The sequence below is a fragment of the Pseudomonas sp. RIT-PI-q genome (assembly GCF_001297125.1).
Taxonomy (GTDB): Bacteria; Pseudomonadota; Gammaproteobacteria; order Pseudomonadales; family Pseudomonadaceae; genus Aquipseudomonas.
Genome location: NZ_LHPC01000077.1, coordinates 1 through 20155, shown reverse-complemented (window position 1 = coordinate 20155; position 20155 = coordinate 1). Strand labels below are relative to the sequence as shown.

The following is a 20155-nucleotide window of genomic DNA, read 5'->3' as shown; positions in this document are numbered from 1 at the left end:
ATGACCAGCGTGGCTCTCCCTCATACCCCGGCGGGCGGCTCGCCGCTGCGCAGGTTCGCCAACCTACTGTATCGCCGGCCGAACTTTTACCTGTCGCTGCTGCTGGTGCCGCCGCTGCTGTGGTTTGGCGCGATCTACCTCGGTTCGCTGCTGGTGCTGCTGTGGCAAGGCTTCTACACCTTCGACGACTTCACCATGGCGGTCACGCCGGACCTGACGCTGGCGAACTTCGCCGCGCTGTTCCAGCCGTCGAACTTCGACATCATTCTGCGCACCTTGAGCATGGCCATCGTCGTGTCGATCGCCAGCGCCATCGTCGCGTTCCCGATTGCCTACTACATGGCGCGCTACACCACTGGCAAGACCAAGGCGTTTTTCTACATCGCGGTAATGATGCCGATGTGGGCCAGCTACATCGTCAAGGCCTATGCCTGGACGTTGCTGTTGGCCAAGGGCGGCGTGGCGCAGTGGTTCGTGCAACACCTGGGGCTGGAGCCGGTGTTGCAGTTCGTGTTGGGTATTCCGGGCGTGGGCGGCAGCACGTTGTCGACTTCGCACTTGGGGCGTTTCATGGTGTTCGTCTATATCTGGCTGCCGTTCATGATCCTGCCGATTCAGGCGTCGCTGGAACGTTTGCCGCCATCGCTTCTGCAAGCTTCTGCCGATCTTGGTGCCAAGCCGCGCCAGACCTTCATGCAGGTGACGTTGCCGCTGTCGATTCCGGGCATCGCGGCCGGTTCAATCTTCACGTTTTCCCTGACTCTCGGCGACTTCATCGTGCCGCAACTGGTGGGGCCACCGGGCTACTTCGTTGGCAGCATGGTTTACGCGCAGCAAGGTGCGATTGGCAACATGCCGATGGCGGCCGCGTTCACGTTGGTGCCGATCGTGCTGATCGCCCTTTACCTGTCCATCGTCAAACGACTGGGGGCCTTCGATGCACTCTGAGAAAGCGTCTATAGGCTTGCGCATCGCAGCCTGGGGCGGGTTGGTGTTTTTGCACTTCCCGATCCTGATTATCTTCATGTACGCCTTCAACACCGAAGACGCGGCGTTCAGCTTTCCACCGAAAGGCTTCACCTTGAAGTGGATCGGCGTGGCCTTCTCGCGGCCCGACGTTCTGGAAGCGATCAAGCTGTCGCTGCAGATTGCCTCCGTCGCAACGTTGATTGCATTGGTACTCGGCACGTTGGCGTCAGCGGCGTTGTACCGGCGGGATTTTTTCGGCAAGCAAGGCATCTCGCTGATGCTGATCCTGCCGATTGCGCTGCCGGGGATCATCACCGGGATCGCCTTGCTGGCGACCTTCAAGACGCTGGGCATCGAACCGGGGATGTTCACCATCATCGTCGGCCACGCGACCTTCTGTGTGGTAATCGTCTACAACAACGTCATCGCCCGTCTGCGCCGCACGTCGCACAGTTTGATCGAGGCCTCGATGGACCTCGGCGCCGATGGCTGGCAGACCTTCCGCTACATCGTCCTGCCCAACCTCGGCTCGGCGTTGCTGGCCGGCGGCATGCTCGCGTTTGCGTTGTCGTTCGACGAAATCATCGTCACCACCTTCACCGCCGGCCATGAACGCACCCTGCCGCTGTGGCTGCTCAACCAGCTCAGCCGCCCTCGGGACGTGCCTGTGACCAACGTCGTCGCGATGCTGGTGATGATGGTGACCATGCTGCCGATTCTCGGCGCCTATTACCTGACCCGTGGCGGCGAAAGCGTTGCGGGGAGTGGCGGGAAATAAATTCATAACAGACACCACTGTCCCCTGTGGGAGCGGGCTTGCCCGCGATGGGGGCGTCACATTTAACGATGATGTTGACTGATCCACCGCTATCGCGGGCAAGCCCGCTCCCACAGGTTTTACGGTTCCGACAGAAAAATAAAAGCTGCAATGAGGACAATGCCATGCAAACCAAACTCTTGATCAACGGCCAACTGATTGACGGCGACGGCCCCGCCCAACCGGTGTTCAACCCGGCCCTTGGCCGTGTGCTGGTGGAAATCAACGAAGCCAGCGAAGCGCAGGTCGATGCCGCCGTGCGGGCCGCCGACAGCGCCTTCGACAGCTGGTCGCAAACCACGCCGAAAGAGCGCTCGCTGCTGCTGCTCAAACTCGCCGACGCCATCGAAGCCCATGGCGAAGAGCTGGCCAAACTGGAATCGGACAACTGCGGCAAACCCTACAGCGCCGCGCTGAATGACGAGATCCCGGCGATTGCCGACGTGTTCCGCTTCTTCGCCGGCGCCAGCCGTTGCATGAGCGGTTCGGCGGGCGGTGAATACCTGGCCGGGCACACCTCGATGATCCGCCGCGACCCGGTCGGCGTGATCGCCTCCATCGCGCCGTGGAACTACCCGCTGATGATGGTCGCCTGGAAAATCGCCCCGGCCCTCGCCGCTGGTAATACCGTGGTGCTCAAGCCGTCGGAACAAACCCCGCTGACCGCCCTGCGCCTGGCCGAACTGGCGTCGGAGATTTTCCCGGCCGGCGTGCTGAACCTGGTGTTTGGCCGTGGTCCTACGGTCGGCAGCCCATTGGTCACGCACCCGAAAGTGCGCATGGTGTCACTGACCGGCTCGATCGCCACCGGCGCGAACATCATTTCCAGCACTGCCGACAGCGTCAAACGCATGCACATGGAACTGGGCGGCAAGGCCCCGGTGATCATCTTCGACGACGCCGACATCGACGCAGCCGTGGAAGGCATTCGCACCTTCGGTTTCTACAACGCCGGCCAGGACTGCACCGCCGCATGCCGTATCTACGCCCAGGCCGGCATCTACGAAAAATTCGTCGAGAAACTCGGCGAAGCGGTCAGCAGCATCAAGTACGGTTTGCAGGATGACCCGTCGACCGAACTGGGGCCGTTGATCACCGCACAACATCGCGACCGCGTCGCCGGGTTCGTCGAACGTGCCGTGGCGCAGCCGCATATCCGCTTGATCACTGGTGGCAAGGCGGTCGACGGCAATGGCTTCTTCTTCGAACCGACCGTTTTGGCCGACGCACAACAGGACGACGAAATCGTCCGTCGCGAGGTGTTCGGGCCGGCGGTGTCAGTGACTAAGTTCACCGATGAAGCCCAGGTGCTGGGCTGGGCCAATGATTCGGACTATGGGCTGGCGTCGTCGGTCTGGACCGCGGATGTCGGCCGTGCACATCGCCTTTCAGCGCGGTTGCAGTACGGCTGCACGTGGGTGAATACGCACTTCATGCTGGTCAGCGAAATGCCCCATGGCGGTCAAAAACTGTCCGGTTACGGCAAGGACATGTCGATGTATGGATTGGAGGACTACACCGTTGTGCGGCATGTGATGTTCAAGCATTAAAAGCTTCGCGGGCAAGCCTCGCTCCTACAGGTTTTGTGTCGTTCACATGATCAAAGCCCACCACAAAACCTGTAGGAGCGAGGCTTGCCCGCGAAGGCGTCACCTCGGTTTCAAGGCAGAAACCGGCAGTACGCACCACCAGGCTCCACACCAAAGAAGTCAAAACAATAACCACCGATCCTGGCTGAGCCTTAAAGGCCCCGCCACGGTTTCGGACATCCGAAATCTGCCGATTTTCCGGAGCTAACACACCATGAGTGCATCACCCGAACTCTCCACAGCCGTCGCCGACAGCGATGCCGAGCAGCTACGCAAGCTGGGCTACACCTCGAACTTCAACCGCAGCATGAGCCTGTGGGAAAACTTCGCCCTGGGCTTCACTTACCTCTCGCCGGTCGTAGGGGTTTATACCCTCTTCGGCCTGTGCCTCGCCGCCGGTGGGCCACCGATGTTCTGGGCCTATTTACTGGTCGGTTGCGGCCAGTTGCTGGTGTGCCTGATCTTCGGTGAAGTGGTCTCGCAGTTCCCGATTTCCGGCGGCGTATACCCGTGGGCCCGCCGCCTGGTGGGCAAACGCTGGGCGTGGATGGTCGGCTGGATCTACTCCATCGCCCTGTGCGTGACCATCGCCGCTGTGGCAGTCGGTGCCGGCCCGTACCTGGCCGCGATGATGGGCTTTGAACCGAGCAACAACACCAACATCGTCATCGCGCTGTTCCTGACGCTGTTCGCCACCCTGGTCAACCTCAGCGGCACCAAAGTGCTGGCGCGGATCGCCATGTTCGGCTTCCTCTGCGAATTGGTCGGTGCCGTGATCGTCGGTGTTTACCTGCTAATCTTCGAACGTCATCAATCGATCAGCGTGTTGTTCAACACCTTCGACATCAGCATCGACGGCTCTTACCTGCCGGCCTTTCTCACCGCTTCGCTGGCGGGGATGTTTCTCTACTACGGCTTCGAGGCCTGCGGCGATGTGGCCGAAGAAACCCCGAACCCAAGCAAGCAGATCCCGGTGGCCATGCGCATGACCATCTACATCGGCGGCATCGCCGCGATGTTCGCGTGCCTGGCGCTGATCCTCGCCGTGCCCGACATGCAAGCCGTGATCAACGGCACCGACAAAGACCCGGTCACCACCATCCTCAACAATGCCTTCGGCCCGGTCGGTTCGAAAGTGGTGATGGGCGTGGTGATGATTTCCTTCATCTCCTGCGTCATCAGCCTGCAAGCAGCGGCGAGTCGTCTGCTGTATTCCTACGCACGGGATGAAATGGTCATCGGCAGCTCACTGCTGAAAAAGATTTCCCCTACAACTCAGGTGCCGGTTGCAGCCCTGTTCGTCTCCGGCGTCCTGCCGGCGCTGATCATCATCCTCGGCTTCTTCCTGCAGGACGCGGTGGCCACCATCGTCAGCTTCGCGGCCATCGGCATCTACCTGGCCTTCCAGATGATCGTCCTCGCGGCGCTCTATGCGCGCATGAAAGGCTGGAAACCGAGCGGCAAATTCACCCTCGGCGCCTGGGGCTGGGCCGTGAACATTGGCGCACTGGTTTACGGCGTCGGCGCGATCATCAACATGGCCTGGCCGCGTACGCCGGATGCGGCGTGGTACATCAACTACGCGATGGTGTTGAGTACGGCGATCGTGATTGGGTTGGGGCTGCTTTATATGTGGCTTGCCAAGCCGTATGACCATGGGACGGCGCCTGCGGGGGATGCCTGGAAGGTTAGTCGGTAACGACGCTTGCCCTGCTCGCAGTGATGCGGGCAGGGTTCGTGATGCTAGATGGCTTGAGGCTTGGAGAGGGTTTCGAATTCATCCATCAGCAGGTGGATTTCGGTGCTGGGGTTGGGTTCGCCGCTGACAGCGACGTCCTCGATAATCTTTGGTGCTAAAGCGCGTGCCCTTTGAAATGGCTCACCCAAGAGTTGTGCAAAATAGTTGTTGTTTTCACCCTTCTCATATTTATCCATGTTGGGTTTCTCTCTGAGACTTCTGGCCACTAAGTGGCCTGGAGAATGCTTCCCGACCGCTCGAAAGGGCTTTCGATTGAAACCGAAGTGTAAAAGCAGCCAAAACTCAAAACAGGGGTATGAAGCGATGACATTGATTTTTAGATGCGGCCTCGCCAGATTTATTGCCCGCTCAAAGCACAGATGCGTGTCGCGATCCAATACACAGAACACCTTGTCGAAGCGTTTCTGACGGATGATCGCTTTTTCCACAATGCCACTTGGGTGTGTTACCCCACAGTGAGCAATTTCAACCTGAGCGTTAGCGCGGAAGTGAAAGGCAGCTTCCTCCAGATATCGCTTTCCTGACTTGCTGTCTTCACAGAGGATTAGCACTTTGGGTTGAGGCTTGAAGCGCGGAGCCTTACGATCAAACAAGCGTATCGAGCGCGCCACGATCAACCCCGCCTCATCAATGGCAACCCGCGATAACGCCCTTCAAAGTAGCGTTTCTCGACGTCCTCCCCTTCCCGTCCTTCAAAATCATGAACAGAGAAAAGGCCGGTTGCGCCGTTAGCATCTCGTTCGGTGATCCAGAACTGATCGCGCCGAAGCGCTTTGGCGTCCATTAGATGTGTGTCGTGAGTGGAAAAGATCAGCTGAGTATCCAACCCACTGTTCAGGTGTTTCTCAATCAGGCCAGCGACGATTGAGGGGTGAATGCTGCTGTCCAACTCGTCGACAACAAGGATTCCGCTCCCATCGGCGTGATTGATCATGAACCAGGGCAGCCAGAATCCGATCAGGTTTTTCGTACCACCAGACTCCTCGGAAAAATCAAACTCGGCTTTGCCTAAAAGACTTGTGTGCGTCAGGGTGACTTTGTCTTTTTGGGCTGCGGCAAAGAACTCCTTGAGGGTGAGTTTTTTAGCGCGTTGAACAGACTCTGCATCCTCGGTATTGAGTTGGATCGCTGACACCGGAATGTCCACTTCCTTTAGAAAGTCGCGCAAATCGCTCGTGTAATCCGAAGCCATTCGAAGGAACCTGATGGACGCTGCTGACAGCCCCATCATGTTGTTCTGTTCAATAACGAGCAGACCGGTTTGAAACCAGCTGAACGGCCCCCGCAATTGCGTCAGCTCCTCGCTACTGTTCGCAACCGCCTGCGAAATAAACAACATCTTCGGGCTCGTCAAACGCCGCCAGGCGTTGTGAACTTCTTCGCCACCTTCAAGGCTTGAGCCAAAAACATAGCGCTCCCTTTCATCATCAAAGCGACGCTCATACAGCAGCGTTTCTTTGCCATTGGGGTAGGAAACCAATTGCTCCTCGGTTATCCGCTGCGCCGTCATGCGCAGAACAAACCGATAGCGGAGCCTGCCTTGAATGAAGTTGTACTCAAAGAAACTGGGGGCGTCCTTGAGCTGCGGGTCAAAACGAAACGGTGAAACCGGCAGAGGTTCATCATTTGAAGTCGTTGTAGAGGCGAGCAAATGCCCCATGATCCCCATCGCCCGAATCAGCGAAGATTTGCCGGACGCATTGGGTCCGTAAATCGCGGCCACCTTCAACAAGTCCGGCAGTTTTTCTCCCTTTACGGGTGGTTTGAATACATTGCGTTTTTTGCTCAGGCGCGGCGTCGCAGCCATGGACAGGGTCTGCTTCTCACGGAAGGAGCGATAATTGGCAACCGAAAACTCGATCAACATGTAGCAAACCTGCAGTTCATGACTGAAGGCAGAAAACCTATAGGAAAAACTTCAGGTGCGGCGTTGCTTCACCGCACTTCATGCAAAAACAGGCAATTCCTACAGATCAGCCCTTCTAACCAGAACACCAATTCCTACAACAACCGTCGCCAGAGTAGACTTGGCGCCGCGTGCGCCAGAACGATAGGCTTTACCTCGTCGCTGCCAAATCAGCGACCCGGGGTCGAAGCCGGAAAAAGTCAAAACGGTGCTTGCGTGCCCCCATAGAACTGCGACTGTTTTATGCCGTCAGTTCTGCTTTATGGCGGGGCGTGGGGGGCGGGCCTTTTGGCTTCCGTTTTTCTGGAAGGGGCCCGACTTCGAACGCCACTCGGTTCGCCACCCAACCTGTCGAAGGGTTGATGGCGACTTTCCATATCAAAACGGAAGTCATTTCATGCCAACGCACGCTCAAAACTCACCCCTTTCCAGCTTCACCCCAACCGTCTTCACCCGCCACAACCGCTTCCTCCACGCCTTGATGCAAGACAACCAAGCCTGGTTCTGCGTCCAGGATCTCGGTCGTCTGATGGGTTGCCCACTTGACCAACGCCTCACCCTGAAACTCGATCCCGATCAGCGCCGATACGTCTGGCTGCTCAAGAACGGCAAAATCGTCGAATCACTGATGGTCAGCGAGCCAGGGATGTACGCCCTTCTGGTTCACCATTACATCCCGGAAAATCGAAACTTGCGTCAATGGCTAAGCAACGAAGTTATGCCAATGCTGCGTGATTCGAATGCGACATCTGTGGATAACACTCCCAGCCTGAGTTCATTGCAGTGGGCCGGCATCTCAGTACCGCTGCTGCATTGGCAGCATCAGGCCTGGATCAAGTGGCGGGACATGCCTGATCTGATGCAGGCACAGCGGCCGTTTACGGTCATGGGCACTTGCAGTTAAAGGCAGGGTGAATAAATGAAAAAGGGGCAGGCTTCACAGTCCGCCCCTCTGGTTAGTCAGCTCCTCAAATCTCCTTGTTCTCCGCCCAAAGTATCAATCCTCAGGCTGCTCACCTATCTCAGCACAGACACGCACTTTGTAGCAGCTGGCGAAGCCTGCGTTCGGCTGCGCAGCAGACGTGAAATCAGACGGCGCGGTGCTTCAGGAAGACTGTGCGCTCAGGTTTTACGACTGCTGCGCAGCCGAACGCAGGCTTCGCCAGCTGCTACAGACCGCGGCCGCAACACAGCGTACGGCCAGGTCCTTCGCCTCCTCAAAACCTTGAAACACTCCTCATCGCATCCACCAGATACCGCATTGCAATCCGGTCGCTCTCCGACAGCTCTCTATACCGTTCCACCAATTTCATTTCCTCCGAATTCAGCCGACGCCTGCGCCGCCCTGTCACCAGGCATGGAAGGATTCCCAACAGTTCAGTGATGCCTTGTACTTTCGACATGGACGATGTCCTTCTATACGTCAAAGAAATCTGAAAAACCTGCATCGCCCTATTACTTTCAGCAGTCGCTCTGTGCCCGCTGAAACGCACCGGCCTGAAGGGCCGAAACCGGTCATGCCCATAGAATAGGAAGTAAATCGGCGCTGAAAAGCGTTTTTAGAGTAATTAGTCGAAAAAAGCAGAAATGCCCTATAAATCAGAAAGTCCTGTCGGAAAACTTCACCGACATTTCTTGTTTCATTGCCGCGCTGTCACGGTGATATCAATCATTTTTCCTGCGCAACCGAACGGTTTAAGCTATTTGGCATCTGTTTAGAGTCCGTTGCGTTTGGCCGAAGGCATGTCCGAACCGTTATTTTTGATCCAGTACGTGCCAGGAACGGCGCGGGATTGTTCACGACAGGTTGATACTTATGCACCGCAGGAATTTGCTCAAAGCGTCCATGGCCATTGCGGCCTACACCGGTCTTTCGGCCAGTGGCCTCCTGGCCGCTCGTGCCTGGGCCGGTAATGGCGCGGCCGACGGCGACGCCCAGGCTTTCGACTTCGAAGCCTTGAAGATTCAAGCCAAGCAGCTCGCTGGCAATCGCTATCAAGACACCAAGCAAGTGCTGCCGCCGACGCTGGCGACCATGACGCCGCAGAATTTCAACGCGATCCGCTACGACGGCAATCATTCCCTCTGGAATGATCTGAACGGTCAGCTGGATGTGCAGTTTTTCCACGTCGGCATGGGGTTCAAGCAGCCGGTGCGCATGTACAGCGTCGATCCCAAGACGCGTCAGGCGCGGGAGGTGCATTTCCGCCCGTCCCTTTTCAACTATGAAAAAACCACAGTCGACACCAAGCAGCTCGGCGCCGATCTAGGGTTTTCCGGGTTCAAGCTGTTCAAGGCTCCCGAGTTGGATCAACACGATGTGTTGTCCTTCCTCGGCGCCAGCTATTTCCGTGCGGTAGATGCCAGCGGCCAGTACGGTTTGTCGGCGCGCGGCCTGGCGATTGATACCTATGCCAAGAAGCGTGAGGAGTTTCCGGACTTCACCAAGTTCTGGTTCGAGACGCCGGACAAGGACAGCACGCGCTTCGTGGTCTATGCCCTGCTGGATTCGCCGAGTGCCACCGGCGCCTACCGTTTCGATATTGATTGCCAGGCCAGCCAGGTAGTCATGGCCATCGACGCCCACATCAATGCGCGCACCGCCATCGAACAATTGGGCATCGCCCCGATGACCAGCATGTTCAGCTGCGGCACCCATGAACGGCGCATGTGCGACACCATTCACCCGCAGATCCACGACTCCGACCGTCTGGCCATGTGGCGCGGTAACGGTGAGTGGATCTGCCGTCCGCTGAACAACCCAGCCACTCTGCAGTTCAACGCGTTTGCCGACACCGACCCGAAAGGTTTCGGCCTGGTACAGACCGATCACGAGTTCGACAGCTATCAGGACACCGTCGACTGGTACAGCAAACGCCCAAGCCTGTGGGTAGAGCCTACAACCGCATGGGGCGAAGGCTCTATCGATCTGTTGGAAATTCCTACGACCGGCGAAACCCTGGATAACATCGTTGCGTTCTGGACTCCAAAAAAACCGGTGGCTGCCGGCGACTCGCTGAACTACGGCTACAAGCTCTACTGGAGCGCCCTGCCGCCGGTCGGCACGCCGCTGGCACGAGTGAATGCTACCCGCTCGGGCATGGGTGGTTTCATCGAAGGCTGGGCACCGGGTGAGCATTATCCGGAAGTCTGGGCGCGGCGCTTCGCCGTGGATTTCACGGGCGGCGGTCTGGACCGGTTGCCAGAGGGCGCCGGGATCGAACCGGTGGTCACGTGCTCGAACGGTCAGGTCAAGGACTTCAACGTGCTGGTGCTCGATGACATCAAGGGCTACCGCATCACGTTCGACTGGTATCCGACCAACGACAGCGTGGAGCCAGTGGAATTGCGGTTGTTCATCCGCACCCATGACCGCACGTTGAGCGAAACCTGGTTGTACCAATACTTCCCGCCAGCGCCGGACAAGCGCAAATACAGCTGATATCCGGCTGACGTCGAGATTTCATTCGGTTTTCCGAACGCGACCTGCCGGTCGGTTCGGTTAACCGGATTATCCAGTGGCCAAATCGGCGCCATAAATATTTAATTTCTTTATAAATCAATAACTTGATCTGTCATGCCTGGCCTGGCACGAGTCATGCTCTACACTCTTGGACGAATGCTTTGTTGCGCCAACCCTTCAGGAGCCGACAGACATTCGATGCACAAAAAGGGCCGATGAACTGGCTCCATAAAAAAAACAATGTCGAGGAAAATTTGATGCGCATCGTTCCCCATATCCTGGGCGCAGCCATTGCTGCCGCTCTGATTAGCACTCCAGTTTTCGCTGCCGAACTCACCGGCACACTGAAGAAGATCAAAGAGTCCGGCGTCATCACCCTCGGGCATCGTGACGCATCCATTCCGTTTTCCTATATCGCGGACGCTTCCGGCAAACCGGTTGGCTACTCCCACGATATCCAGCTGAAAATCGTCGAAGCCATCAAGAAAGACCTGGACTTGCCAAACCTGCAGGTCAAATACAACCTTGTCACTTCGCAAACCCGTATACCGCTGGTGCAGAACGGCACCGTGGACGTCGAGTGCGGTTCCACCACCAACAACGTCGAGCGTCAGCAGCAAGTGGCCTTCTCCGTCGGCATCTTCGAAATCGGTACGCGCCTGCTGTCCAAAAAAGGCTCTGCGTACAAGGATTTCGACGACCTTAAAGGCAAGAACGTCGTGACCACCGCGGGCACCACGTCCGAGCGCATCCTCAAGTCGATGAACGCCGACAAGCAAATGGGCATGAACGTCATCTCCGCCAAAGACCACGGCGAGTCCTTCCAGATGCTGGAAACCGGCCGTGCCGTTGCTTTCATGATGGACGACGCTTTGCTGGCCGGTGAAGCCGCCAAGGCCAAGAAGGCCGATGACTGGGCCGTGACCGGTACTCCACAGTCCTACGAAATCTACGGTTGCATGGTCCGCAAGGGCGACGAGCCGTTCAAGAAGGCGGTCGACGACGCGATCATCGCGACCTACAAGTCGGGCGAGATCAACAAGATCTACGACAAATGGTTCATGCAACCTATCCCGCCTAAAGGCCTGAACCTGAACTTCCCGATGAGCGACGAGCTCAAGGCGTTGATCGCCAATCCGACCGATAAAGCGGCTGACGACAAGAAATCCTGATTTCTGACTAACCTTATCTCCTGAGAGGGCCTCTGCCCTTTCAGGAGGTTGTCACTCCCTGCTGGCATTTTTGGAAACACTCGAACCGGTGGCTGTCGAGCCGCTCGTGTGTGCCTGATTTTCAATCGGGCGGGAACGGAGTTTCCCCAGGCGGGCATTTGTACATCGAACGATCTGAGGGGAGACCCTAATGAATTACAACTGGGACTGGGGCGTGTTCTTCAAGTCCACCGGCGTGGGCAGCGAGATTTATTTCGACTGGTATCTCTCCGGTTTGGGCTGGACCATCGCCATCGCCGTCGCTGCCTGGATCATCGCGCTGCTGCTGGGCTCGGTGCTGGGTGTCATGCGTACGGTGCCGAATCGCATCGTGTCGGGCATCGCGACCTGCTACGTCGAACTCTTTCGTAACGTGCCACTGCTGGTGCAGCTGTTCATCTGGTACTTCCTGGTGCCCGACCTGCTGCCGCAGAACTTGCAGGACTGGTACAAACAGGACCTGAACCCGACCACCTCGGCCTTCCTCAGCGTCGTGGTATGCCTGGGCCTGTTCACCACCGCACGGGTTTGCGAACAAGTGCGCACCGGCATCCAGGCGCTGCCTCGCGGCCAGGAAGCGGCCGCTCGTGCCATGGGCTTCAAGCTGCCGCAGATCTACTGGAACGTGCTGCTGCCCCAAGCCTACCGGATCATCATTCCGCCGCTCACCTCGGAATTCCTCAACGTCTTCAAGAACTCCTCCGTGGCCTCGCTGATCGGCCTGATGGAGTTGCTCGCACAGACCAAACAGACCGCCGAGTTCTCCGCCAACCTGTTCGAAGCGTTCACCCTGGCAACGTTGATCTACTTCACCCTGAACATGGGCCTGATGCTGCTGATGCGCGGCGTCGAGAAGAAAGTCGCCGTGCCTGGCCTGATCTCCGTAGGGGGTAAATGATGGAATTCGACTTCTCGGGCATCATCCCGTCCCTGCCGGGCTTGTGGAACGGCATGGTCATGACCCTGCAACTGATGGCGCTGGGCGTCGTCGGCGGGATCATCCTCGGCACCCTCCTCGCGTTGATGCGCCTGTCCCACAGCAAACTGCTGTCGAACATTGCCGGCGCCTACGTTAACTACTTCCGTTCGATCCCGCTGCTGCTGGTCATCACCTGGTTCTACCTGGCGGTGCCGTTCGTGCTGCGCTGGATCACCGGCGAAGACACCCCGATCGGCGCGTTTGCCTCGTGCATCGTGGCGTTCATGATGTTTGAAGCGGCGTACTTCTGCGAAATCGTCCGGGCCGGCGTGCAGTCGATTCCCAAGGGCCAGATGGGTGCTGCCCAGGCCCTGGGCATGACCTATGGCCAGATGATGCGCTTGATCATCCTGCCGCAAGCGTTCCGCAAGATGACCCCGCTGCTGCTGCAACAGAGCATCATCCTGTTTCAGGACACCTCGCTGGTCTACGCGGTCGGCCTGGTGGACTTTCTCAATGCCTCGCGCGCCAGTGGCGACATCATCGGGCGCTCCAATGAGTTCCTGATTTTCGCCGGTTTCACCTACTTCATCATCAGCTTTGCCGCCTCGCAGCTGGTCAAGCGTCTGCAAAAAAGGTTCGCCGTATGATCTCTATCAAGAACGTCAACAAGTGGTATGGGGACTTCCAGGTACTGACTGATTGCAGCACCGAGGTCAAAAAAGGCGAGGTGATCGTGGTGTGCGGACCGTCCGGCTCCGGCAAATCCACCCTGATCAAATGCGTCAACGCCCTGGAACCGTTCCAGAAAGGCGACGTGGTGGTTGATGGCACGTCCATCGCCGACCCGAAGACCGACCTGCCGAAACTGCGTTCGCGCGTGGGCATGGTGTTCCAGCATTTCGAACTGTTCCCGCACCTGAGCATCATGGACAACCTGACCATCGCACAGGTCAAGGTGTTGGGTCGCAGCAAGGACGAGGCCTCCAAGAAAGCCCTGCAACTGCTCGAACGCGTCGGTCTTTCGGCCCATGCGAAAAAGCATCCGGGGCAACTCTCCGGTGGTCAGCAGCAGCGTGTGGCGATCGCCCGTGCGCTGGCGATGGACCCGATCGTCATGCTGTTCGACGAACCGACCTCGGCGCTCGATCCGGAAATGGTCAACGAAGTGCTCGACGTGATGGTGCAACTGGCCCACGAAGGCATGACCATGATGTGCGTGACCCACGAAATGGGCTTTGCCCGCAAAGTGGCTGACCGCGTGATCTTCATGGACCAGGGCAAGATCATCGAAGACTGCAAGAAAGAGGATTTCTTCGGCGACATCAGCCACCGTGCCGAGCGTACGCAGCATTTCCTCAACAAGATCCTGCAGCACTAAGAAAGACACCGCTCCCTTGTAGGAGCTGGCTTGCCAGCGAAAGCGGTGTGTCAGGCACACCGCGTCGCCGCATTCGCCAGCAAGCCGGCTCCTACAGATTTGTGTTGTGGTTGACCCAAGGCATCTGTGATGAAATGCGACCCCACTCTCTATCGCGCCGCGCCGCCATCACTCGCCGTGAAACCCCGTCTGATCCGCCATCTGTTCCTGCCGCCGCTGGTCATCGCCCTGATGATCGGATTGGGCTATATCGGCTTCTGGGTCAGTGAGCACTACGGCATCCGCAGCCTCAGCGAGAACGGCCAGCGTCAGCTGGAACTGCACGCCCGCGCCGTCGAGAGCGAGATCAGCAAGTACACCTACCTGCCCAGCCTGCTGGAACTCGAAACCAGCGTTTCAACGCTGTTGGCCGACCCGACGCCGGAACACCGACAGACGGTCAATGATTACCTCGAAGGCCTGAACCGGCGCAGCCGCAGTCGGGCTATCTACGTGATGGACACCACCGGCCGCGTGATGGCCACCAGCAACTGGCGCGATGTCGACAGTTACCTGGGTGAAGACTTGTCCTTTCGCGCCTATTTCCAGAATGCCGTGCGCGGTCAGCCGGGGCGCTTCTATGGCATCGGCAGCACCAACGGCGAACCCGGTTATTACCTGGCCCACGGCCTGGAAGAACACGGCAAGATCATCGGCGTCGCGGTGGTCAAAGTCCGCCTCGAAGCCATGGAAGAACGTTGGCAACGGGCGCGCCTCGAAGCGTTCGTCAGCGACGAGAATGGCATCATCATTCTCTCCAGCGATCCGGCGCGGCGGCTCAAATCGGTGATACCGCTGAGCGACGAGACCAAGGAAAAACTCGCCCGCAGCCTGCAGTATTACTGGTTTCCGCTGAACGAACTGCAACCGTTGGCCCGGGAGAAACTGGCTGAAGGCGAAGAAAAACTGACGTTTCCCGCCAATAGCGAAGTGGAATCCGACGAAGAGGACATCAGCTACCTCTCGCAAACTCGCCCACTGAGCGACACCCCGTGGAATTTCACCCTGCTCACACCGCTGCAGGATTTGCGCCGCGAAGCGATCAATCAGGGAATTCTGGTGGCGGTGGCGTTTGCGCTCGTGGCGTTCCTGCTGATCGCCTGGAACGAGCGGCGCAAGGTGATCGCCACCCGTCTCGCCGCCCGCGAAGCCTTGCAGGAAGCCAACAATCAACTGGAGCGTCGGATTACCGAACGCACCACCGACCTGCGCGCCAGCAACGAACGGCTCAAAGGCCAGATCCGCGAACGCCGTCAGGCCGAAGAGACGTTGCGCCGGGCTCAGGATGAACTGGTACAGGCCGGAAAACTTGCCGCCATCGGCCAGATGTCGACCAGCATTGCCCACGAATTGAACCAGCCGCTGGCCGCGCTGCGAACCTTGTCCGGCAACACCGTGCGCGTTCTGGAACGCGGTCAGCTGGACGTCGCCAGCACCAACCTCAAGACCATCAACGAACTGATCGACCGCATGGGCCGGATCACCGCCAGCCTGCGCTCCTTCGCCCGTCGCGGCGACGACAAAGGCCGGGCCTGCCTCGGCAAAGCGGTGGACGCCGCGTTGCAACTGCTCGGCAGTCGCGTGGAAAGTGTCCACCTGCAACTGCATCGTGACTTCGCCGATGTGCAGGTGCAGATCGACCAGACCCGCCTGGAGCAGATCCTGGTGAACCTGATCGGCAACGCCCTCGACGCGATGCAGGCGCAGCCGCTGCCAGAGTTGTGGCTCGAAGGCGAAGTGTTCGATGGCAAATATCGCCTTCGGGTGCGCGACAACGGCCACGGCATCGACGCCGCAGCGCGCAAGCATCTGTTCGAACCGTTCTTCACCACCAAACCCGGCGAACAGGGCCTGGGCCTCGGCCTGACCCTGTCGGCGAGCCTGGCCGCCGCCACCGGCGGGCACCTGGGTGTCGAACACCCGGCCAGCGGTGGAACCACCTTCGTCCTCAGTTTACCGTTGGTAAGCCTCACTTCCGCCGAGCCAATATGAACAACGACCTTAGTGTGCTGATCGTCGAAGACGACCCCCATGTGCTGCTCGGCTGCCAACAGGCGCTGACCCTGGAAGACATTCCCTGCGTGGGCGTGGGCAGCGCCGAAGAAGCGCTGGAGCGTGTTGGCGACAACTTTGCCGGGATCGTCATCAGCGACATCCGCCTGCCGGGCATCGACGGGCTGGAATTGCTGACCCGGCTCAAGGCCCGCGACCGCAGCCTGCCGGTGGTGCTGATCACCGGCCACGGCGATATTTCCATGGCCGTCGGCGCGATGCAGAAAGGCGCCTACGATTTCATGGAGAAACCCTTCTCCCCCGAACGCCTGGTGGACGTGGCCCGCCGCGCGCTGGAGCAACGCAGCCTCGCGCGGGAAGTCTCCTCGCTACGCCGGCAACTGGCCGAACGCGATTCCCTGGAAGGCCGGATCATCGGCCGCTCGCCCGCGATGCAGAACCTGCGCGAACTGATTGCCAATGTCGCCGATACCTCCGCCAACGTGTTGATCGAAGGCGAGACCGGCACCGGTAAAGAGTTGGTTGCGCGTTGCCTGCACGACTTCAGTCGGCGCCACACCAAACAGTTCGTCGCGCTGAACTGCGGCGGCTTGCCGGAGAACCTGTTCGAAAGTGAGATCTTCGGCCACGAGGCCAACGCGTTCACCGGCGCCGGTAAGCGGCGGATCGGCAAGATCGAACACGCCGACGGCGGCACATTGTTCCTCGACGAAGTGGAAAGCATGCCCCTGCCCTTGCAGATCAAACTGCTGCGGGTGTTGCAGGAACGCACCCTCGAACGCCTCGGCTCGAACCAGAGCGTGGCGGTGGATTGCCGGGTGATCGCCGCGACCAAGTCCGATCTCGACGAGTCGAGCAAGGCCGGCGAATTCCGCAGTGACCTGTATTACCGCCTCAACGTGGTGACCCTCGAACTGCCGCCATTGCGCGAACGTCGCGAAGACATCCTGCAATTGTTCGAACACTTCTTGCAGCAGTCGTCCCTGCGCTTCGACCGCGCCGTGCCGGAGCTGGACAACCAGACCTTGTCGAACCTGATGAGCCACGACTGGCCGGGCAACGTGCGTGAATTGCGCAACGTTGCCGAACGCTTCGCCCTCGGTCTGCCAGCCTTCAAGAAGACCGGCGTCAGCGGCAGCAATCAAGGCCTGGCCTTCGCCGAAGCGGTGGAAGCGTTTGAACGTAACCTGCTCAGCGATGCGTTGCAGCGCAGCGGCGGCAACCTGACCCAGGCCAGCCTGGAACTGGGGATGGCCAAGACCACCTTGTTCGACAAAGTGAAGAAGTACGGGCTGAGCCACTGATGGACCTGATTCTCAAAGCAACCCTGGGCGCGGCGGTGGTGCTGATCCTCGCCGCCCTGGCCAAGACCAAAAACTATTACATCGCCGGACTGGTGCCGCTGTTTCCGACCTTTGCGCTGATTGCGCATTACATCGTCGGCAAGGGCCGCTCGCTGGAGGATTTGAAGACCACCATCGTGTTTGGCATGTGGTCGATCATTCCGTACTTCATCTACCTGGCGACGTTGTACGTGATGGTCGACCGGATGCGGTTGGAGGCGTCGCTGGCGGTGGCGGCGGTGGCGTGGTTGATGGCGGCGACGGTGCTGGTCACCGTCTGGCTCCGCTTCCAAGCGTGATTCATCTCCCGTAGGAGCGAGGCTTGCCCGCGAAGAACGATAACGCGGTGTACCAGATAATCCGTGGCGGCCCATTCGCGGGCAAGCCTCGCTCCTACAGGTCAGCGGTGTGTGGCTGGCCCGGCCCTTGCATTTACCCCTGAAAGCCCGCTCGGCCGGCCTTCATGATGGATGGAGCCGGTGTCTGGGAGGGTGTGCCAAGGGTGAATTGCGACCTTGAACATTTTAGATCTCGACCACAGCCTGACTGCCCAGGCACCGATCGCACGGCTGCTCGACAGCGGTAGCGCCAAACGCCTGGACCTGCTCGACCTCGGCCCGAAACTGCGGCTCTGGTCCAGCGAACGAACGTGGCGGCGCTTCGTTGAACGCCTGCAACAACGCCCGCGCCACAGCGGCCCGCAGCCGGAAATCTTCTTCGTGGGCTCTGGTGATTACCATCACCTGACGCCGGCCTTCCTCAGCGATTTGCCAGAGCCGGTGAGCCTGATCCATTTCGACAATCACCCCGACTGGGTTCACTTCGCCCCGCGTCGGCATTGCGGTTCGTGGGTCAACCAGGCGCTGAAGCTGCCGAACATCCGGCGCATCGTCACGCTCGGCCCGTGCAGCGACGACCTGCAAAATCCGCAGCTCAAGGGCGGTAACCTCAGTGCCCTCAGGCGTGGTGTCTTGCAGCTGTTCCCGTGGCAGCACCCGCCCTCCAAGGTCTGGGGCCGGGTCGGCGACGGTGCCGGGCATCAGCAACAGGAAAATCTGCTGCACTGGCGCAATCTGGCCGAGCTGGACTGGCCGGTGTTTCTTCAACAAATGATCGCCAGCCTGCCCACCGACGCGGTGTGGATCACCATCGACAAGGACGTTTTGGCCAGCGAAGACGCGGCGACCAACTGGGATCAAGGCGGCATGCGCCTCAGCCATTTGCTGCAAGCCATACGCGTGTTGGCGGCCGGCAAACGAATCATCGGCATCGACATCTGCGGGGAATACGCGCCGCCGGCCTTCAGCAACGCCTTCAAACGCTGGGAAGCCAAGTCTGACCAGCCGCCCGCCGAACGCTGGAGCGAAGCCGATCTGCTGCGCAACGTGGCGACCAATCAGGCGCTGATCGAGCTGTTCGAGGAGTTGTTCCCATGACCTTCACGGTGATTGTGCTGGTGGCGTTTTCCATTGTGCTGGACGTCATCGGCCAGCTCTGTTTCAAGCTCGGCCTCGACCGTTTGCCCGAGCTTGAAGGCGGGTTTCGGCTGAATGCGTTCTGGGGCCAAGTGTTCAACGCGCCGCTGCTGTGGTGCGGCATTGGCGCCTACGTGATCGAGTTTTTCGTCTGGCTCGAAGCCCTGTCCCGCGCGCCGTTGAGCCTGTTGTTTCCGGCGGCGGCGCTGGCGTATTGCGGCGTGGTGCTGGCTGGAAAACTGATCCTCGGTGAAACCGTCAGCCGTCGGCGCTGGCTCGGCACGTGGGTGATTACGGCGGGCGTGATGCTCGTGTGTGTCGCCCATGCCTGAGGTTCAATCGATGGTCAGGAGCAAGACCGACTGGCTGCATGAGCGCCTCGGTACGGTGGTGCTGTGGGCGCTGTTGATCGGTTTTGAAAGCGCCGGGCAGATCGCTACCAAAGTGGGCGGTGATCAACTGGGGCAGATGGATTTAAACCTGCAATGGCTGCTGGCCGTGGCGGTCAACCCTGGCGTATGGCTGGCGATAGCCTGCTACATCGGGGCGTTTTTTGTGTGGATGCTGATACTGCGGCGCAGCAGTTTGTCCCTGGCGTTTCCGCTGAGTTCGCTGGTGTTTGTCGGGGTTTTACTGGGGTCGTGGTTGGGGTTGGGCGAGCAGATCAGCGTGCTGCACTGGGTGGGAGTGGCGGTGATTATGGGCGGGATTGCGTTGTTGGCCGAGGGTGAAGAAACCTGAAAACAACATCCCCCTGTAGGAGCTGTCGAGTGAAACGAGGCTGCGATCTTTTGATTTTAGAAAGATCAAGATCAAAAGATCGCAGCCTCGTTTCACTCGACAGCTCCTACAGGGTTTCGGTGGTGGTCAGTCGAATTTGTAAGCCACCGCCGCCTGCACTTCTCCCTGATTAGTATCTCCCACGGCTTTGACGATACTGCTATCCGCCGCCGAACCCGTCAGGTGAATCCAGCTCGCACTGGTTAGCAGCGACCAGTGCGGCGCCAAGGGAAATTCGAAGCTCTGGGTCAGGGCCACATTCTGCAATCCACCGCCAGCGTTGTACGGCCGAATCCCGGACGCCTGCGACTCATCGGCACTCACCCCAAAGAACGTCCGGGTCTGCCGGGCATCGGCGAAATGCGCGGTCAAATTCGTGCTGCCGCTCCCCCCGCCGCCCACTGGCTAACCCCCCTCCCCCCCGACCCGCCCCACCACCCCGCCCTGCCCGCCGCCCCCACCCACCGCTCGCCCGACGCACGCAACCCCAC

The 20155-nt window shown here is 59.2% G+C and carries 19 protein-coding genes and 1 pseudogene; 16 read left to right on the top strand and 4 right to left on the bottom strand.

The features are described from left to right. From AEQ67_RS31885 to AEQ67_RS31870, 4 genes are all read left to right on the top strand, one after another. A complete protein-coding gene (locus AEQ67_RS31885) occupies positions 1–948 on the top strand; it encodes an ABC transporter permease (RefSeq protein ID WP_059407712.1) in 948 nt (315 codons plus the stop codon). After that, on the top strand, positions 938–1747 hold the full coding sequence (locus tag AEQ67_RS31880) for an ABC transporter permease (RefSeq protein WP_059407711.1): 810 nt from the start codon (positions 938–940) through the stop codon (positions 1745–1747). Before AEQ67_RS31885 ends, AEQ67_RS31880 begins: the two co-directional genes overlap by 11 nt. Before the next feature lie 164 nt (positions 1748–1911). After that, positions 1912–3336: a gamma-aminobutyraldehyde dehydrogenase gene (locus AEQ67_RS31875; protein ID WP_059407710.1), complete on the top strand. Its 1425-nt coding sequence runs from the start codon at positions 1912–1914 to the stop codon at positions 3334–3336. Between the two features lie 253 nt (positions 3337–3589). After that, on the top strand, positions 3590–5074 hold the full coding sequence (locus tag AEQ67_RS31870) for an APC family permease (protein WP_059407709.1): 1485 nt from the start codon (positions 3590–3592) through the stop codon (positions 5072–5074). 44 nt (positions 5075–5118) lie between these two features. Here the strand turns inward: AEQ67_RS31870 and AEQ67_RS31865 are convergent, their stop codons facing one another. Beyond that, positions 5119–5745 carry an RloB family protein gene (locus tag AEQ67_RS31865; RefSeq protein ID WP_059408035.1) on the bottom strand — a complete coding sequence of 209 codons (627 nt, stop codon included), beginning with the start codon at positions 5743–5745 and terminating at the stop codon, positions 5119–5121. A 2-nt stretch (positions 5746–5747) separates the two neighbouring features. Next, positions 5748–7001, bottom strand: a complete 1254-nt coding sequence (locus tag AEQ67_RS31860) for an AAA family ATPase (RefSeq protein WP_059407708.1) — start codon at positions 6999–7001, stop codon at positions 5748–5750. Between the two features lie 436 nt (positions 7002–7437). On the opposite strand from AEQ67_RS31860, the gene AEQ67_RS31855 reads away from it, so the two are divergent. Beyond that, complete coding sequence (locus AEQ67_RS31855; protein WP_059407707.1) at positions 7438–7944, top strand: BRO-N domain-containing protein; 507 nt, start codon at positions 7438–7440, stop codon at positions 7942–7944. Between the two features lie 313 nt (positions 7945–8257). Here the strand turns inward: AEQ67_RS31855 and AEQ67_RS31850 are convergent, their stop codons facing one another. Further along, positions 8258–8443, bottom strand: a complete 186-nt coding sequence (locus tag AEQ67_RS31850) for a hypothetical protein (protein ID WP_059407706.1) — start codon at positions 8441–8443, stop codon at positions 8258–8260. A gap of 413 nt (positions 8444–8856) precedes the next feature. On the opposite strand from AEQ67_RS31850, the gene AEQ67_RS31845 reads away from it, so the two are divergent. The 11 genes from AEQ67_RS31845 to AEQ67_RS31795 all read left to right on the top strand — a co-directional run bounded on the left by AEQ67_RS31845 (position 8857) and on the right by AEQ67_RS31795 (position 19625). Next, complete coding sequence (locus AEQ67_RS31845; RefSeq protein ID WP_059407705.1) at positions 8857–10482, top strand: glucan biosynthesis protein D; 1626 nt, start codon at positions 8857–8859, stop codon at positions 10480–10482. 278 nt (positions 10483–10760) lie between these two features. After that, a complete protein-coding gene (locus AEQ67_RS31840) occupies positions 10761–11675 on the top strand; it encodes a glutamate/aspartate ABC transporter substrate-binding protein (protein WP_059408033.1) in 915 nt (304 codons plus the stop codon). 190 nt (positions 11676–11865) lie between these two features. Next, positions 11866–12612 (top strand): amino acid ABC transporter permease, encoded by a 747-nt coding sequence (locus AEQ67_RS31835; protein ID WP_059407704.1) that lies wholly within the window; start codon positions 11866–11868, stop codon positions 12610–12612. Continuing rightward, positions 12612–13283, top strand: coding sequence for an amino acid ABC transporter permease (locus tag AEQ67_RS31830; protein ID WP_059407703.1), 672 nt, complete (start codon positions 12612–12614; stop codon positions 13281–13283). The genes AEQ67_RS31835 and AEQ67_RS31830 overlap by 1 nt, the downstream gene beginning before the upstream one ends. Next, a complete protein-coding gene (locus AEQ67_RS31825) occupies positions 13280–14014 on the top strand; it encodes an amino acid ABC transporter ATP-binding protein (RefSeq protein WP_059407702.1) in 735 nt (244 codons plus the stop codon). Before AEQ67_RS31830 ends, AEQ67_RS31825 begins: the two co-directional genes overlap by 4 nt. Before the next feature lie 129 nt (positions 14015–14143). After that, complete coding sequence (locus AEQ67_RS31820; protein ID WP_059407701.1) at positions 14144–16045, top strand: sensor histidine kinase; 1902 nt, start codon at positions 14144–14146, stop codon at positions 16043–16045. Continuing rightward, complete coding sequence (locus AEQ67_RS31815) at positions 16042–17370, top strand: sigma-54-dependent transcriptional regulator (protein WP_059407700.1); 1329 nt, start codon at positions 16042–16044, stop codon at positions 17368–17370. The genes AEQ67_RS31820 and AEQ67_RS31815 overlap by 4 nt, the downstream gene beginning before the upstream one ends. Positions 17371–17378: 8 nt before the next feature. Next, entirely contained in the window at positions 17379–17708 is a 330-nt protein-coding gene (locus AEQ67_RS31810) for a GlpM family protein (protein WP_177333697.1), read from the top strand. Between the two features lie 216 nt (positions 17709–17924). Next, positions 17925–18845: an arginase gene (locus AEQ67_RS31805; protein WP_059407698.1), complete on the top strand. Its 921-nt coding sequence runs from the start codon at positions 17925–17927 to the stop codon at positions 18843–18845. After that, the gene (locus tag AEQ67_RS31800; RefSeq protein WP_059407697.1) at positions 18842–19216 is read left to right on the top strand and encodes a transporter; all 375 of its coding nucleotides are present in this window, start codon (positions 18842–18844) and stop codon (positions 19214–19216) included. The genes AEQ67_RS31805 and AEQ67_RS31800 overlap by 4 nt, the downstream gene beginning before the upstream one ends. Positions 19217–19226: 10 nt before the next feature. After that, entirely contained in the window at positions 19227–19625 is a 399-nt protein-coding gene (locus AEQ67_RS31795; protein WP_059407696.1) for a transporter, read from the top strand. A 126-nt stretch (positions 19626–19751) separates the two neighbouring features. Here AEQ67_RS31795 and AEQ67_RS31790 read toward each other — a convergent pair. Then, a pseudogene (locus AEQ67_RS31790) lies at positions 19752–20155 on the bottom strand (MipA/OmpV family protein); the annotation flags it as partial.